General features: G+C 59.2%; 13 protein-coding genes. 6 read left to right on the plus strand and 7 right to left on the minus strand.

Annotation, left to right across the window (positions count from 1 at the left end; translation table 11 throughout):
- Positions 1–126: 126 nt before the first annotated feature.
- Both HALAL_RS0111775 and HALAL_RS0111780 read right to left on the minus strand, forming a co-directional pair.
- Positions 127–1314 (minus strand): alpha/beta hydrolase-fold protein, encoded by a 1188-nt coding sequence (locus HALAL_RS0111775; protein WP_211240463.1) that lies wholly within the window; start codon positions 1312–1314, stop codon positions 127–129.
- Between the two features lie 769 nt (positions 1315–2083).
- Complete coding sequence (locus tag HALAL_RS0111780; protein ID WP_025274199.1) at positions 2084–3100, minus strand: epimerase; 1017 nt, start codon at positions 3098–3100, stop codon at positions 2084–2086.
- A 180-nt stretch (positions 3101–3280) separates the two neighbouring features.
- Here HALAL_RS0111780 and HALAL_RS0111785 point away from each other — a divergent pair, with 180 nt between their 5' ends.
- Positions 3281–3829 carry an NUDIX hydrolase gene (locus HALAL_RS0111785; RefSeq protein ID WP_025274200.1) on the plus strand — a complete coding sequence of 183 codons (549 nt, stop codon included), beginning with the start codon at positions 3281–3283 and terminating at the stop codon, positions 3827–3829.
- A 163-nt stretch (positions 3830–3992) separates the two neighbouring features.
- On the opposite strand, the gene HALAL_RS0111795 is transcribed toward HALAL_RS0111785, so the two are convergent.
- On the minus strand, positions 3993–4550 hold the full coding sequence (locus HALAL_RS0111795; RefSeq protein ID WP_025274201.1) for an NADPH-dependent FMN reductase: 558 nt from the start codon (positions 4548–4550) through the stop codon (positions 3993–3995).
- 404 nt (positions 4551–4954) lie between these two features.
- Here HALAL_RS0111795 and HALAL_RS0111800 point away from each other — a divergent pair, with 404 nt between their 5' ends.
- Positions 4955–6817 (plus strand): GMC family oxidoreductase, encoded by a 1863-nt coding sequence (locus HALAL_RS0111800; protein WP_025274202.1) that lies wholly within the window; start codon positions 4955–4957, stop codon positions 6815–6817.
- 102 nt (positions 6818–6919) lie between these two features.
- Positions 6920–7939: an LLM class flavin-dependent oxidoreductase gene (locus tag HALAL_RS0111805; RefSeq protein WP_029767838.1), complete on the plus strand. Its 1020-nt coding sequence runs from the start codon at positions 6920–6922 to the stop codon at positions 7937–7939.
- A gap of 54 nt (positions 7940–7993) precedes the next feature.
- Here the strand turns inward: HALAL_RS0111805 and HALAL_RS17735 are convergent, their stop codons facing one another.
- Entirely contained in the window at positions 7994–8923 is a 930-nt protein-coding gene (locus HALAL_RS17735; RefSeq protein WP_025274204.1) for an acyltransferase domain-containing protein, read from the minus strand.
- Positions 8924–9212: 289 nt separating this feature from the next.
- Here HALAL_RS17735 and HALAL_RS17740 point away from each other — a divergent pair, with 289 nt between their 5' ends.
- Together HALAL_RS17740 and HALAL_RS0111820 are read left to right on the plus strand one after the other, a co-directional pair.
- On the plus strand, positions 9213–9572 hold the full coding sequence (locus tag HALAL_RS17740) for a hypothetical protein (RefSeq protein ID WP_051462931.1): 360 nt from the start codon (positions 9213–9215) through the stop codon (positions 9570–9572).
- Positions 9573–9929, plus strand: coding sequence for a DUF3817 domain-containing protein (locus HALAL_RS0111820; protein WP_025274206.1), 357 nt, complete (start codon positions 9573–9575; stop codon positions 9927–9929).
- An 81-nt stretch (positions 9930–10010) separates the two neighbouring features.
- Here the strand turns inward: HALAL_RS0111820 and HALAL_RS0111825 are convergent, their stop codons facing one another.
- Positions 10011–12167 carry an MMPL family transporter gene (locus tag HALAL_RS0111825; protein ID WP_025274207.1) on the minus strand — a complete coding sequence of 719 codons (2157 nt, stop codon included), beginning with the start codon at positions 12165–12167 and terminating at the stop codon, positions 10011–10013.
- 176 nt (positions 12168–12343) lie between these two features.
- On the opposite strand from HALAL_RS0111825, the gene HALAL_RS0111830 reads away from it, so the two are divergent.
- Positions 12344–13096 (plus strand): TetR/AcrR family transcriptional regulator, encoded by a 753-nt coding sequence (locus HALAL_RS0111830; protein WP_025274208.1) that lies wholly within the window; start codon positions 12344–12346, stop codon positions 13094–13096.
- Positions 13097–13131: 35 nt separating this feature from the next.
- Here the strand turns inward: HALAL_RS0111830 and HALAL_RS0111835 are convergent, their stop codons facing one another.
- Both HALAL_RS0111835 and HALAL_RS0111840 read right to left on the minus strand, forming a co-directional pair.
- On the minus strand, positions 13132–14361 hold the full coding sequence (locus tag HALAL_RS0111835; RefSeq protein ID WP_084471989.1) for a L,D-transpeptidase: 1230 nt from the start codon (positions 14359–14361) through the stop codon (positions 13132–13134).
- 654 nt (positions 14362–15015) lie between these two features.
- Complete coding sequence (locus HALAL_RS0111840) at positions 15016–16023, minus strand: coiled-coil domain-containing protein (RefSeq protein WP_035534519.1); 1008 nt, start codon at positions 16021–16023, stop codon at positions 15016–15018.
- Between the last annotated feature and the right edge of the window lie 305 nt (positions 16024–16328).

Here is a 16328-nt window from a genome sequence, read left to right on the forward strand (position 1 = left end):
GACGGCGGTGACCGCCGGCCCCGCGTTCGATCAATCTGTAACAACATTTCGAATGCGCGCATCATTATCCGTTTGGTCCTGATGGATGGTTCCCTCCGTCTTCGGAGGTTGTGGCCGACAGGTCGGTCACGCCTTACGGAGTCGGGCTATGATGCCGTCGAGGTCGTCGTTGAAGAGGTCATGACGGACAAAGTGGCCTCCCTCCACCTCGTGCCACTCATGGGGAATCCCGGCGTCCCCAAGAAGGCCGCGGAACTCTCGCTGACCATTGAGGACATGGTGCTCATTGACCCAGTCCCACACGGATTCGGGGCTGGTACCGGCGGCCATGAACACCCGCTTGTGGCGGTAGCTCTCGACGCGTTCGACCGGGTTGTCGGTGCTGACTCTGTTTTCGTCCCAAGGGACGCCGTAGACTGTGCCGCCGCCGAGTTCGACGGCGGCAGACGACAGGTTCGCCCAGTGCACTACCGCCCCGTCATCGAGGCGTAGGCTGGCCGGACCGGAGTGGGAGCTCACTGAGGCGAAGTGTCCGTAGTATTTGGCGGCGTATTTCAGAGCGCCGAAACCGCCCATCGAAAATCCGGAGACGGCGCGACCATTGAACTCCGCATAGGTCCGGAAATTCGCCTCGACCCATGGCAGTAGCTGGGCGATGTGGAAGTGCTCCCAGTTGCGCGGGCCGACGTTGGAGGTGACCGGGTTTGAGTACCAACCGGCGCTTCCGCCGTCCGGCATCACGACGATGATCGGTTTGCCGGCCGTCCACTCACGAATGCCTTCGAAATCGAAAAACCTGAAGTCCTGATCTCCACCGTGGAAGAGGTATAGGACGGGGTAGGTGCGTCCGCTGTGGTGGTAGTCGTCAGGTAGTAGAACGTTGACACCGGGATTCCACCCGATCGAGTCGGTCGCAAAACGGTAGTACCACATCCGCGGATCGTCTTCGTTGTGGTCGACAATGTGCAAGCCGTGTCCGTCTCCGGCGGCACCGGCCGGTGCCGCCGATGCGAGAGCGCCTCCGGTTCCCAGTGCCATCGCGGCCGAGAGTCCGCCTGCGGATTTGAGTATGTTTCTACGAGTGAGGTGCTGATTGTTCACAATGTCCTCCTGGAGAGTTGGATTTCGGTGCGGATGTGAGTAGATCCGGGCCCATGGATTGATGACAGCGTGCCTGTGCTGATTTCCCATGTCGAACAGTCGCGCTGTGGCAGGGCAAGGGAACGGAGCTTGGAAGGCTACGAAGAGGTCGGTGTCTCGAGTGCCGACGGTGGGTCTAGCCGCCGCGACAGCGACCTTGACCTTCGTTTCCATTTGAGAGGTTCCTGTCCTTGAAAGGATGGTCACGAATTACATTCATGGTTGACGTTAAGCTGTGCCACAGTCGAAGTCAATACGTTCTCAATATCCGATATTTCTAATAGTGATATTTAAGGTCGGATTTAATATTCCCCGTATTCACTTGGGCGGGATTGTATAACCTAATTGCAAATGTCGCAATATAATAGTTCGATAAAAGAAACGCAGCATGATGTTGGGTGGATCGAGCCCGGTGAGGCCAATCATCGTCGCATCGCAAAGAGTAGCTTTTGACGAGTCGGTTAATGATCGGAGAATCCAGCGACGCAGACCTCCGGATTTATCCGTGGGGTTAGTCGCTCACAACGGTGCGCGGTGGAATACTCGAGCCCGATGTAAGCCGCCCGCGCAATATCAGTAAACTGTATCCGGGCAACTGCGATAGCCAAGCAACCGCCTACGCCGCAGGGCTTGCGGTGTCAGCCTGTGGAGACCTCGCCGCCGGGCGGTCGACGAATCAGGAACCAATGGCCCCGCGAGGGGACCATGCCAACCTTCGGGTTGGAATCCCCCGGATTTATCCGTGGGGAGGAGGTCAATGATCCGGGGTATTGGACATGGGATCGTCGGCGCTTACTGGGTTCCGGAAGAAAGGGGACACTTCGACGTGTCTTGGCGAGGTCGTTCGTATTCCGGTCACCCAGGTGCCTTTTTAGGTGGCCTTGACCGGTTAGTTTGCTTGAAGGGTGGTGTGCGCGAGGGTCGGACATGCCCCTCGACGGCGTCAGTATGGGCGGAACGATGCGGTGGGCGGCGCCGCGGGTACGATCCAGTTCGTCTGTGCTCCGTGACGTAATTGTGAACCTTTGTGACGTCGACGGGAGGCCACGAGATGGGACGCGGCCTGTTCCCAATCCGGGTAGGCGAATCCAATTCCGTCATCCGACAGCCGACCCGGCACGACCCGACGACTTTTCAACAGCAGTTCGGTATCCGACCTGAGCACCCACGCAGCGACTTCGGTCATCCACTTGGCCGCGGGAAGTCCGATCGGCATTTTCCAAGCACGGCGCAGTATCCGCATGAAGTCGCGCTGAGGAATCGGATTCGGCGAAGCGAGATTGACGGGCCCACTAATCACGTTGTCCAAGAGGTGTTTGACGGCAGCGACGAAATCATCACCGTGAATCCAGGAAATATACTGCCGCCCACCTGCGACCGAACCGCCCAGTCCCAGGCGGGATATCCACGATAGCCAATCGAAAATGCTGCCCTGATCGGGAGACATCACCATGGCAGCACGCAAGGCCACTTTTCGGGTCCGTGGGGTGTCGGCCGCCTTCTGTGTCGCCTCCCATTCCCGGGCAATACGGACGCTGAACTTCCAATAATCCGGTACATCCGGTTCGCGACCGCCCAACGTTCCAGCCTCATCATGCGGGGATTCGAAGGTGTGCGCATATATCGTTGCAGTACTCATTTGCAACCACACCGCGGGTGGAGTCGGGGACTGTGCGATAGCGTCCCCCACGATGCGAGCACTATCGGTCCGCGATCGCATCATATCTCTGAGATTTTCGTCGGTATAGCGACACGAAACGCTCTTTCCGGCGAGGTTGACAACCGCATCGGCGGTCTCGATACTGCGGGGCCAATCTCCGAAGGTTCGGCCGTCCCAATGAACTTCGTTGGGACGTTTCGGATTGCGGGTAAGTATGGTGACCGTGTGGCCGTCGGACGTGAGGTGACGTTCGAGGAGTCGGCCCACGTGTCCGCTACCGCCGGGGAGAACGATGTGCATGCGATTAACTATAGCCATTTGTTTGAACAGGTCACAGGGTGGACGTGTGGAAACTTTGAGGAGAGTAATTAGGTACAAACGCCTAGGTGTTCGTCTGGTGGGCTCCGGCAATGGATTACGCTCAGGGCGCCCGTTGAACTATGCGGCCATGGTCCAGCGTGAAACCCTGAAGGAGCCTCTTTGATCACCAACGATCACATTGCCGAAACGACGTACCGGTATCTTGAGAGTTACCCCGATGACAAGGAGGAACTGCAGCCGTTCCTTGACATCGTTGACGGTACCGAATCAGTAGCGACGCGCTCGCGGTTGGCCGGGCACGCGACGGCCAGCGGCTTCGTGTTGGACGACGCCGGTCGAGTTCTTCATATCGAACATCGTGCTTTGGGAAGGCTGCTTCAGCCTGGGGGTCACATCGAGCCGAAGACCGATGAAACCTTGATCGGGGCCGCTCGTCGCGAGGTTGCCGAGGAGACCGGACTCGAGGCGATCGCACCGTTCGATGGTATAGAAACGCCTGTGTGCGTTGACATTCAACGTATCCCCGATTCTCCTGTGAAGAAGGAGCCGGAGCACTGGCATTTTGACTTTCAGTTCGTGTTCGTTCGTACTGACCACTCGGAGGTTCGCATTCAGGAATCGGAAGTAGCCGGGCACAGGTGGGTGCCACTGAACGAACTCGACAGTGTGAGGATTCAGCGTCGTATCCGGGCGATGCGGGGCGTGTGATCGGCCTTCGCTGCACATTCTTGGTGCTGGTCGCGAGCGAAAGGGTCAACGTTTATGCCGCGAACGGGATCAAGAAACAGAGTGGCTCCGGATGCTCACATGAAAGCCAGGATGTTTTGGGTGAGGCGAGTTCGAAGTGCCTCACCCAACGAATGATCGTTGACTAAGCCGATATGTCTTTCACCGCCGCGTCGAGAACGGACTCGAGTTTGGTCAGTACCTCCGCGTCGTGGTATTGACCGTCAGAGCCTTTAAGTGCCAGCGCGTTGCCCAAGCAGAGCTGCGCTTCCTCAACCGGTCGACCGCTGCTGTTGCGAACCATTTGACGCAGGTGCGGAAGGGCGTTGTCGCCGCCGCTCTTTCCCGGAGACGCCGTTATCGTCGCTGTTACCGGTCGTGACAGCGGGGAAGCGTCCGGGAAATCCGCATTCGTCCGGGACAACCAGTCGAGTGCGTTTTTGACGACCCCAGAGGGGTAACCGTTGTAGGCGGGGGAGCTGATGATGAAGACGTCAGCGCGACCGACCGCACCGGCGAACTCACGGACGGCTTCGGGAATCGGGTCAACCTCCAGGTCCTCGCTGAACAGTGGAAGAACACCGGGGTCGAGAACCGTGGTTTGGTGGTCTTTTTTCTTAGCGAGGTGCTCGAGGGTGGCGATGACGGCTCGGTTGCCGGAGTCCTTGCGGATGCTTCCGGCAATGAGGGCGATATTGGCCATCGAGGTCTCCTTCGTGCGTTTTCGGTCAGGGAAGTATGGATGTCGCCCGGCCATGGAAATTGTCATCGCCCCATGTGAAAACGATGCGTTTCCGTTTGTGTCTCACACCTGAACGGAATGAAAGTGCCGGACGGATCCAGGGTATCGGATTCCAACATCGCCTCCACTTCGGAGGAAACCCGCCGTTGTGACGACTCTTTACTGTCCGGTTCGGGGCGATTCAAAGATACCCGTGGAACGGGTGCGAGGCAAGTGGCCCTCTGGAAAGCGGATGAGACACCGAACGAGTGACGCACCGCACTGTGTGGCTTTGGAGATTAGGTGCTGACTCAGCTAAGTGGACTCATACTGTTCGTGACCGATGGCGAAGTCGTGATGCTGTGAAGGGAAGGGCTCGGTCGACGATGGCAAAGGATTTCAATCGCCGAACGTTTCTGGGCGCCACTGGACTGACAGGATTGGCGGCAATCGATATACTGGGGATCGGTGACCCGGTCGATGCCACCGATGAGGCCCCGGAAGAGGTTGATTTCGTCGTAGTCGGCTCCGGCCCCGGCGGAACGCCGGTGGCGACTCGGCTGGCGCAGGAAGGCTTCACCGTCCTGGTCCTGGAGGCGGGCCCGCCCGCCGGGGATGACACTCTCTACAGCGTTCCGGCGCTGCACCATAAGATCGGTGCCACGGATACGGAGGTTCGGTGGGATTACTACGTTCGGCACTATACCGATCAGGAACTGAGCGAATCCAGCAGTCAATGGGTCGAAGGACGTGGAGTTCTATATCCGCGTGCGTCCACACTCGGTGGTTGCAGTGCGCATCATGCCATGATCACCATGTACCCGGAACCGTCGGATTGGACGCATATCCAGCGGGTCACGGGCGATGATTCCTGGCATCCGGAACGGATGTGGCAACACTGGGAGCGACTGCGGTCCTGGCAGCCCTTGGAACACTACGCCCTCAACGAGTTCGTTTCCATTGACCCACAAGTCGGAGCGCTCGTGGACGCCACTCTCAACGAAGTGGCCGAACTACCGGGCGGAGGGGTCACCGACGACTGGGAGGGTCTGAACGTCAAGGAGAATATTTCCAGTCGCAATCAAGGATTCTATCCACCCGAATTGGCCACCGATCACGGTCGACGAGTCTCCATGCGTGAACGACTGCGATCGACGGCCCGGCAACATCCTGATCGTCTGTACATTGTGACCGACGCTCTGGCCGAAAGAATCCACCTCGACGGCGACTCCGAAACGACGCCGCGAGCGGTGGCCGTCGATTATCTGAAGGGGCGTCATCTATACGCCGCTTCGCCCGAGCACCGACCTATCGATGACGGGACCCGGACGTCCTCACGCCGGACGGTCAAGGTACACCGAGAGGTCATCGTCGCCGCGGGAGCGTATAACAGTCCGCAGCTTCTCATGTTGTCGGGAATCGGGCCGAAATCCCACCTCACCGGGCATGGGATCGAGTGCCGTGTCGACCTCCCCGGCGTCGGTGCGAATCTCCAGGATCGCTACGAGGTTCCCGTCGTCACCGAACATCCCGACTTCATGCTGCTGTCGGCCTGTACTTTTGGCGAGGGCCTGTTCGACCCGTGCTTGAGCGAATGGGAGGCGATGCAGCGAACGCCTTTGGGTGAATTGACGTTCTATGGAACGAATGGAGCGATTGGGGCGGTCAAACGTCGCTACGGCGACGACGAACGCGCCCAGTTGTACGTCTTCGGGCTCCCAGTCGACTTCCGAGGCTATCGCCCCGGCTATGACGACGGATACGTACACGACAAATTTACCTGGTTGATCCTGAAAGGGTTCGATTCCTCCCGGCAGGGAACCGTTCGGCTACGGTCGGCCGATCCGACCGAAACGCCCAGGATCAATCACCGCAAGTTCGACGACGGCGACCTGTCCGCACCTGATATCGACGCGCTCGTGGATTCCCTCCACATGGTGCGGCGGATCAACGCGAACGCCGCGGTGGGAACCGAGGTGTGGCCGGGCGAATCGGTCGAGACCGAAGCCGAGATACGACGCTGGATTCGGCAGGAAGCCTGGGGGCATCATGCCTCCTGCACGAATCCCATCGGATCCGCTCCGGCGGAAGGCGCGGTTTTGGACGGTCGGTTCCGAGTCCACGGAGTCACAGGTCTGCGGGTCGTCGACGCGTCCAGCTTTCCTCGGATACCCGGCCTCTTCCTCTGGGCACCCACCGCGATCATTTCCGAAAAGGCAGGCGAGGACATCCTGACCGACCATTCCTGAACCCCGCATCTCGCTTGTACCTTGACGCATCGCGTGTGAGGGTTGCCCTGCGATGAGGCGTTCTGCGATGCTGTGGTGTCCCACGACGGTTAGGAGTGTCGCATGTATTCGGTGGAGCACGACGTCTTTCTGCTCGGTGGACGGCAGTCGCAACGGACGCCCGCAGAAACCCTGGGCGATCTCGTTGACTACAGTCGTGTGGCCGACCGGAGCGGGTTCGACACCGTTTGGTTCGCCGAGCATCACTTCATCGACTACGGATTGAATCCCGCCACGATGACCATGGCCTCGCACGTTCTGGCGGCCACCGACAACATCAACGTGGGAACGGCGGTCGTGATGCTCTCACAACATCACCCGGTCATGGTCGGAGAGCAGGTAGCACTCCTGGAGGCGCTCGCGCCGGGCCGTTTCCGTCTCGGCGTAGGTCGCGGCGGTCCCTGGGTCGACTTGGAGGTGTTCAATTCGAGTCTGGAGCGCTTCGAATCCGGGTTCCCCGAAGCGCTGGAGGTATTGCGGCGATGGTTGACCGCCGACGGCGACGTGTGGTTTGCCGGCGACCGTTTTTCCTTTCGTCCGGTGAGTCCCGTGCCCCCGCCGCCGTACCGCGAATCGGATCCGAATCTCATGTGGGTAGCGGCGACCGGTGAGCACACCGCCCGATTGGCGGGGCGAATGGGACTGCCGTTGTTGCTGGGGATGCATACCGTCCCAGCCGACCACGAACACATGATCGACATATGGCGGCAGGAAGCGAGCGCCCACGGTCACGACGTCCACAGGGCCCAGCATGCCGCGGCCCTCCTCGCTCAGGTGGTGGACGGCCCCGGTGACCGTTCCCGACTGTGGCACCGGATGCGAACGTTGTTGGGATACACCGACCAGTATCAGTCGTTGCTGCGGCGTGGCAGCCCGAACCACGACGCGTACGTGGATTTTCTCCTCTCGCAACACGCCGTTGGCAGTGAACAGGAGGTTATGGAGAAGTTGACCGACGCCGCCGACGCGTCGGGTGTGCGCCGGCAGCTCCTGTTCGTCGAGGGAATGGGTGATCCGAAAGCGGTGACGGACAACATCGCGACCCTGGGTAAGCTCATTTCCTTAGGCGGACCGCGATCGTGATCGTGACCGAACTGATCTCGCGACACCATTGTGTGCAGTACCGTGAACGACGCTCTAGGTGTGCCGAAGGACCTTCTCCAGGTTGAGGACGCCGACTCGACTCTTCCACTGGACTCCGGCCTCGAATGCGTCGGCCAGAGCGGCTCGCATTGAGGAGTTGCGGGGGAGTTCGATCGGTGCGACGGATTCGGGAAGAGCGTACACAAAGCGGTAGATATCGCCGGCGGCGTCCCTACCGGCGTTCTCCTCCGGACCGATGAGGTCGAAGAGTGATGCGAACGCGCGAATGTTCGATCGAGCCGGTAGCCAGTCGTTCAGCTGCGGATCCAGCAACCAGGAATCACAGGTCATCGTGATTTCTTCGGGAGCGGGGAACAGGTCCGGGAAGCTCTTGGGGAAGAATTCTCGGGCCAGGTGAACCGAGTCGGCGATCCGTTCCACACTCAGCGGTCCGCCCTCGCCCCGGATGTGCAGTCCCAAGTGTGGTTGGGTAGTGCTTCCCTCAATACAGAATTGCAAACGTCCCAGCTGATAGAGGCTGCCGCGAACGTGACAGGTGAACCAGAACGCGACATCGAGTCCGGCGCGTTGATAGAGGCGGCGATTGAGCCTGAGCTTTTCCCCGACGTCACTCATGACTCGGCGGGAATGGACCTGATTGACATTGTGCTGCCGGTGGTAGTTCACCATGTCGTCCAATGCCGCCAGAAGAGGATAGAGCCCCAACAGAGCGTCGGCCGGTGTACTCGACGGTAGTTTGGGCCACTGCCGCCACGCCGGTTCCCCCATGGTGGAAATAATGTCCTGGTAGAGGCGGTTGGCAAGAACAACCTGGTCGTCACTCAGGCGGTGGGCGGCGTCAGCGGCCTCCTGCGCATCCAACACGTCCGCGTTGCACCATTCCAGCAACCTGTTGTACACCAGATCGGGGCTGGGGTGGTTGTACTGCTGACAGGCATCGGGCTCGGGGAGCTCGGTATTCACGTCGGTTGCCTCCGTTGGTCGTCGGCGGGACAGGGTGGCATCACAGTCGGCTGCGACCTGGCGAGTCCATCGGTGATGAGAGCGCCAATGGTGTAACGGCCAAACGTTCCACAATCAGTATGTCACCTCACGGCCGGGAAAACGAAGCCGACTTTTCAGCAGGGAAAGCCTCGGGCGACCCCAAACGAGCTTACGCCCAACGGCGGAGAGATCCGTACGACGGTATCGGTCGACATACCGCGCCTGGTCGCCGCCAAGTGTCACACCCCTGCTTGCTAGGGTGACGGTCATGAATGCCACCAGGAACCCGAAACGGACCGGCATTGCCCGTCTGTTCACGCCGGGATGGATATTCCTGCACATTCTCGCGCTCACCTTGATCCCCATGTTTCTCTGGCTGGGGTATTGGCAACTCTCCCGCGCACAAGGTGGTAATGCTCTGAGCTGGGGATACGCCCTGGAGTGGCCGGTATTCGCCCTGTTCACCCTGGCCTTGTGGATACGCCAGATTCGGGCTGAAATGCGTACCGATCGAGCCGATAGGAAAGGTCAGCCGACTCCGGCGGAGCAGGATCAACCGCCTCCAATGCGCTCGCCGTGGGAGCGCGACATCATCGCAGCCAGGGAAAGAGAAGGTTCGGGTATTTAAATGAACGCACAGCTCAAGCGTTTTCGGATTGTCGCTTACATCGTCTCGTGCTTTTTGATCATCCTGATGTTCGTGGCCGTGCCGCTGCGTTACATATTCGGGATTGAGAGCCTGTCGACGGTTATCAGTCCCATTCACGGGCTGTTCTACATGCTGTACCTGGTGCTGGGTTTTCAACTCGCACAGCAGGCCGAGTGGAAGTTTTGGCCCGAGACCGTGGGCCTTCTACTTGGAGGTACCGTTCCGATCGGTTCGTTTTTTGTGGAGCGGTGGGCGCACCGGCGAATCCTGGAGGAACATCCCCAGGCCGCCGACCCCAAACCGGCGGAGGACGAAACCGCGCACAGTGCCAACTAGCCTCGACAATCGGCGACGATTTCAATGGTCAGTGGCCTGCCGACGGTATTGCGTCGGCAGGCCACTGACGGTAGTTCTCACTTAACCGGAGACCACTGATTCGCGACGGGGTTCGTTCTCATCGGTCGTCTCCGTTTCTCCTTCGGAAATCTGGTACCGCGAGTAGAGCCCGGCCAACGGGCTGGGAACCCACCAGTTGACCTTCCCCAGCAGCCGCATGGTCGACGGCACCAATAGCATGCGCACGACCGTGGCATCGACGAAGATCCCCACGGCCATGCCGACACCCATCATCTTCATGAATACGATGCCGCTGACGCCGAACGCACCGACGACCACAATGAGGATGGCCGCAGCGGCGGTGATGATCGATCCGGTCGCCTGGATGCCGTGCAGGACCGACGTTTCGTTGTCGGATCCCTTGTCCCATTCTTCCCGGACACGTGACAGCAGGAAAACCTCATAGTCGGTGGAGAGGGCGAACAGGATGACCGCCATGAGAATCACCGCCGACGGGTCGACGTAACCGGAGGCGTCGAATCCCAGTAGATCCGACAGATGACCTTCCTGGAAAATCCAAATGCTGATCCCGACCGCCGCCGACAGCGACAGGATGTTCATCAACACCGCTTTGACGGGAAGAACGATCGACCCGAAAGCGAAGAACAGAATAACCAGCGTTACCAGGATGATGAAACCCGCCGCCAACGGCAGCCCGTCGGAAATCGCGCCGAAGCTGTCGAACAGTTCGGCGGGCAATCCGGTGAGGTAAAGGTCGGAGCGATCGAGGCTGCGAACGTCGTCGACGATCTGTCGTGCATCGGCGCTGAACGGTTCGATGTCGTAGCCGACCTGGAACAGAGTGGCCGTATCGGTGCTGTCGACGACGTCGACGCGGGCGACGTTATCGATGGCACCGACCTCCGAGATCACCGATTCCGCCTGCTCGGGCCCCACCTCGGCCATGAGCGTGAACGTCGGTTGACCCGCGCCGGGGAAATCGGCCGCCAACTGTTCGGTGACCTGGCGAGACTCCGCGTCCTCCGGCATCATGCGTTCGTCCACTCCGCCGAATTTGATGCCCAGCAGTGGGGAGGCAAGGAACAGCAAGGCGACGGTCACGACCAACAGCACCGGCAACGGCCGTTTCATGACTCCGCGACCGACGGCGGACCACAATCCGGAGCCGTCCGCGTCCGCCTTCTCCTTATGCCAGGGGAGTCGCCCCTTATCGACCCGTTGTCCAAGGAGATACAGAAGGGCGGGGAGTACGAGGACGGCGCTGAGCATGGCGATGGCGACGGCGGACATGACACCGTAAGCGATGCCGTGCAGATAGGGGACGTCAATGAATAGTAGTCCCGCCATGGACAGGATAATGACGACCCCGGATACGGTGACCGTTCGCCCTGCGGTGGAGACCGAATTGAGGATGGCGGAGGTCTTGCCGCGTCCGGAACGTAGCTCTTCGCGGAAACGTTTCAGAACGAAAAGGGAGTAGTCGATCGACATTCCCAATCCGATGATGGTGATGACGTTCGCGGCGAAAACCGATACATCGGTGTAATTGGCGATGACATGGGTGATGGTGAAACCGCCCAGGATCGCCAAACCACCGATGAGGATCGGCATGGAGGCGGCCACGAACGCACCGAAGACGATCAGGGTGATCACCAACAGAAGGGGCATGGAAATGATCTCGGCGAGAACCAAATCATCCTTGACCTGTGTGTTGATGTCGTTGAAGATCGCCGCGTTTCCACCTAGCCTGACCTCGAGGTCATCGGTATTACGCAGTTGATCTTTAATGTCGGAATACTGGGCGGCGGCACTTTCCTGATCTTCGGCGGTCAGGTAGGCAACGGCATAGGTGGTGTTGCGGTCCTCGGAGACGAAGCTTTCCTGGCCGGTGGAGAAATAAGAGCTCAGCCGGTCGATTTCGGGAATATCGGCGATGTCGCGGAGTGACTCCGTCGCCTCCTGCTCGAATTCGGGGTCGTCTACGGTGGCGTCGGTGGATTCATACAGGATGACGATGTCGCCGTCGACGCTACCGAATTCGTCGCGAATGGAGTCGGCGTCGGAGTTGACGGGGGAGTCTTCAGGGAAGAAACCGCCGTCGGTGAACTTGTCGAATACCCCCATACCCCAGGTGCTTCCCAGGGCCGTGAGCGCCACGGCAGCGGCGATGATGAACCAGCGTCCGGCTATGACGGCTCGTCCAATACGGGTGTACATATGTGCTCCTCGGGAGGTGGTGCATGACGTTAGCGCTTGACCTCAGGAACCGGTATCATGTGATCAGTGGCCATGACGCTAACGGTGTTAACAGTAATGAATGGCGTTCATAATGTCAACGCCGTTCACTTAAACTAGAACGTGAGAGTTTTGTGATATCGAACTCGTCGAATGGGATGACTCGACGTGAGAGGTTGCGTGCCGAGACGATCGCGACGATCAAGGACGTCGCTCGGCGACAACTGCATGAGCGCGGAGTCGACGGGATCTCTCTGCGCGGGATCGCTCGGGAGATGCGCATGTCCCCGGCTGCGATTTATCGCTACTTCGACGGAAGGGAAGCCCTGGTACGGGCGCTCTACTGCGATGTGTTTGACGATTTGAACGAGCGCACCCGGCGGGCCATGATCGCGGTCGGAGATGATCCGTACGGCCGTATGCGGCAGTGGGTACGAGTATACCGAGAGTGGGCACTGGGCAGTAAATCCGAATTTGAGCTGTCCCTCTATGTCAGTACCGAATTCGGCAATCCGATGCTTGGCATGCGTGACCGGGAGTTCGACTCGCTGGACGACTTGGATCCGGTAACGGCGAAAACGGTGGAACACGCGTGGATGTGTGGGCAGGAGTACGCGCGTTGGTGGCGTCGACAACGTGAGCAAGGAGTCGAGATTACCGCCTCGGGCGTCAACCTCGACCTATCGCCCGACCTGCGGCATGAAGTGGTGAATATGTGTGGCGCCTACATTGTGGGGACCGATGTCCCGGCCGAATTTCAATACCGTTTCGCGTCGGCGTGGGGCAGAATCTTCGGCCTCATCGCCATGGAGGTCTACCAGATACTTCCCGTGTTTTCCAACGTCGAGGAGTTCTATCGAATCGAGATGGCGTCCATTGCGGCCGATCTGGGAATCACTGGGAGCGATTGACTCCGCATGGTTCCATAGATCGGCCGAGATCGCTGTCAGGAGTCAGCGGTGTAGGAACCTTGCAGAACTTCGTCCCAGCTGAGGTCCCAGGTGGTAATCCCGTCGCCTTGCGGCAGGGCGCGATCCGTTCCGGAGACGATCACCGGGTCGCCCCATTTGACGAAGTCATAGAGCCATTCCGCTTCGGGGTCATCGAGGTTGATACAGCCGTGTGAGATATTGGTGTTTCCCAGCGCGTCTTCCTCAGCGGCCCACGGAGCACCGTGAATGTACTGTCCACTCCAGGTGAGGCGCATGGCCCATTTGACGTCCGTTTCGTAGTCGTAAAGATCGGAAACGAACTTGGATTCCTCTTCTCGGCTCATGATGACCATGTTTCCGCTGTACGACCGAGCGTCGTTTCCATCGATTCGGTCCTTGCCGAGCGAAATCGGCATGTTCTTGACCGAATAACCGTCACGCTGTACCGAGAGGTTCTTGGTGCTGTCGTCGGCTTCCATCAAGCGCAGTTCGGAATCGGTGGTGAATTGACCCTCGACGTCGACGTCGCCGAAATTGCCGTCTCCGAACGGAAAACCGCCCAAACCCAGTCGCCAGGACACCGTGGTTTCGGGCTTCCAGTATTCCTTGGGACGGTATTCGAGTTTTGTGCCGTTGATCCAGTGCCAGGAGCCTTCCTGTGCCGGATTGGACACGACCTGGAGGCGTCGTTCCAGGTCGCGACGGACATCTTCCGGAACCGAGTATCCTTCCAGGAACTCAAAGGCGACGACGGCGGCTTGACCGACGGTCGCGTTATTGGGGCTGTAGAACTGAATGGGAATACGGTTTCCCGGAGACGCCATAGTCTGGAAGGTCGAGCTTGCCTGCACTTCCTCCCCGTCGGCGTTGGTCGCCGTAACCGTGGCGGTGAAGGTGGTCTCGTAATTCAAGGGAGCTGCGGGCACCCAGCTGTCGCCGTCGGAGTGGAACTCCCCTTCAATCTGGTCACCGCTATCGGTAGTCAGACTGACGGCGGTGACTTCGCCGTCGGGATAATCCCAGCGGATTTCGGTCGAGGCGGCAGCCTCATTGTTGCCATCGGCAGGCGACAGGCCCATGTCCACCTGTGGTTCGTCGTCACCGCCGCTCGTGCCGTTGTCGACTTCGCCGCTGTCTGAGCAGGCGGCCAGTCCGGTCGCGGCCATTCCCGCGGCGCCGAATGCCAAGGCTTTTCGGCGACTGACAGTCCCGCGCCCGAATGACGTGGATCGTTGTCTGGTCATGCTGTAAACAGTACACACTCACGTTCTGTACGAGCCAATCACCAAGGTGAAAGACAATCTATTTGTTGAGGTGACCTAGTCAAAACGGTGGACTGGTCCGCCCCTCGACGGGCAGACGAGCCCTGGAATATCAACCGAACCGAGTCGCTCTTCATTGTGATGTGGGGGGTTCGATCGGAGTGGAGCCAGTAAACAATGTCATCGCAGGTAGGAAGGTGTTCCGGTCGCCGCAGCCTTGAATGCGACATTGCGGCCAGACTGGTTGACCGATGAAATTACGACAACGTACCGCTGGGCCCTTGATCTGGCGCAGCGCGTACATACGGCGGTAGGGCCGTTTGTACCTCTGCAGAACGCTCGACCACCACGCACGCCCCTGACGAAACCGGCGAGCTTCGAGCGAAGCGCAGAAGCGGTAGAGCTGCCTGTGATTCCTAAAGAGCGCTACCGTCGTTCCATCCCCAGGGACGAGCCAACTGGCGAGCCGCTAACGACGTGCCGCAGGCGCGTGTGCAGCGGCGGTAGAGCTGGAGAAGAGCTCAGGTTGTTCCAGGTGCTTCAGATTTGCGCGAGGAGGACTCGTAGCGGCCTTGTGGCCGCAAGAGGCCCCCGCAGCGTAAATATGGAGTGCCTGGAACAACCTGAGCGGTCACCTTACCTCCAGGAGGTATGGACGTGGTTGGTGTGATCGGTGTTCGGGTCGCCGTTGGCGAGGTTGTAGTTGGTCCACCCAGTGGTGGGGGACCAGAACATTTTGTACCAGATGACGTATTTGATGCCGAGGCGATCGGCGTTTTCCACGAACCAGGCGGCGAGGTTGTCACCGTACTGTTTGGCGGTGCCCGTGGCGACGCCTTTGAAGCCGCCTGGAGTCACGGAGTAGTCGCAGGCCTTTCCTTGGGGGTGGTCACCCCACGAGCCGTTGCGGAAACAGGCGGTGTAGCGGGTGAACCCCGCCAATTGGGACTGGACCACGCCGTGCCTGGTGCGTGGGGAGATGCAGCCGTTGGTGGTGGGATCTGATTCGGAGCAGGATTCGTAGGGGAGCGAACCGTTGGGGTTCCGGGGTACGGCTTCGGGGGTGGGGAAGTTACCCGGCTCGGGGCCTACGGCGGAGTCTCCTCCGGCTCCTGCCATGGAGAGGGCGGCGGACTCTCGGGCCTCATCGAGTTCCTTGGTGAGCCGTTCCTGTTCGGCGATGTTTTCGTCCAGGTCGTCTTGGAGCGTGTCGATCTCCTGGATCCGTTTGATGAGTGTGTCGACACGCTCGGCTCGCGATTCGCCTAGGAAGTCGAGCATGGTCATCGCTTCCAGCATGTCGCGATTGTCGTCCGAGGCCAACATCGTCGTCAGGGAGTACATGTCCGATTGCTGCAAGGCGATTCCAGCGAAATCGGCCAGCTCCTTTTTCAGCTCCTTTTGACGCTCTTCGGCGTCTTCCAATTCCGTTTCCAGGTCTTTTTCTTTTTGCTGGAGCTCCTCGAGCTTATCCATCGCTTCCAGATAGTCCGTAATCGCACTCGATAGTTCTTCCGATACGGAGTGTTCTTCCAGTTCGTCATCTTGGGCCAGCGATTGGGACGGCGGCAATAGAAACAAGACCAACAATAGGATTCCGGAAGTGAACACGGGTTTTCGGCTTCGGGTGCTCAAGCGAGTCACGGCTGGTGGATCCTTTGAATAGACATGAGGATGAATCGGCTTGGGTACTAAGACTAGAGCGTGATCGAATTCCTTTCGCATAGGGGGTGCCAATCGCGGTTCTCGAGCGACTCTTTCGAGTAGGTGTCAGATTAATATTCTGTGCGCCAGAAGTAAAGACCCTCGTCAACAGGGGCGAATATTGCGATCGACAATAACGGAACGAATCTTTTCGTTCACATAAAGAATGGAGAAAGGGGAGAGGCGGCAAGAATTCGATTGGAATCAAATTAATCTCGGGAAGGGGATTCTTTTGGGCCACTATC

Origin of the sequence: Haloglycomyces albus DSM 45210 (genome assembly GCF_000527155.1) — a bacterium.
GTDB lineage: Bacteria > Actinomycetota > Actinomycetes > Mycobacteriales > Micromonosporaceae > Haloglycomyces > Haloglycomyces albus.

Coding starts and splice junctions, on each gene's coding strand:
- HALAL_RS0111775 (WP_211240463.1), bottom strand. CDS start 1,314: ATGGAAACGAAGGTCAAGGTCGCTGTCGCGGCGGCTAGACCCACCGTC.
- HALAL_RS0111780 (WP_025274199.1), bottom strand. CDS start 3,100: ATGCACATCGTTCTCCCCGGCGGTAGCGGACACGTGGGCCGACTCCTC.
- HALAL_RS0111795 (WP_025274201.1), bottom strand. CDS start 4,550: ATGGCCAATATCGCCCTCATTGCCGGAAGCATCCGCAAGGACTCCGGC.
- HALAL_RS0111800 (WP_025274202.1), top strand. CDS start 4,955: ATGGCAAAGGATTTCAATCGCCGAACGTTTCTGGGCGCCACTGGACTG.
- HALAL_RS0111805 (WP_029767838.1), top strand. CDS start 6,920: ATGTATTCGGTGGAGCACGACGTCTTTCTGCTCGGTGGACGGCAGTCG.
- HALAL_RS17740 (WP_051462931.1), top strand. CDS start 9,213: ATGAATGCCACCAGGAACCCGAAACGGACCGGCATTGCCCGTCTGTTC.
- HALAL_RS0111820 (WP_025274206.1), top strand. CDS start 9,573: ATGAACGCACAGCTCAAGCGTTTTCGGATTGTCGCTTACATCGTCTCG.
- HALAL_RS0111825 (WP_025274207.1), bottom strand. CDS start 12,167: ATGTACACCCGTATTGGACGAGCCGTCATAGCCGGACGCTGGTTCATC.
- HALAL_RS0111830 (WP_025274208.1), top strand. CDS start 12,344: ATGACTCGACGTGAGAGGTTGCGTGCCGAGACGATCGCGACGATCAAG.
- HALAL_RS0111835 (WP_084471989.1), bottom strand. CDS start 14,361: ATGACCAGACAACGATCCACGTCATTCGGGCGCGGGACTGTCAGTCGC.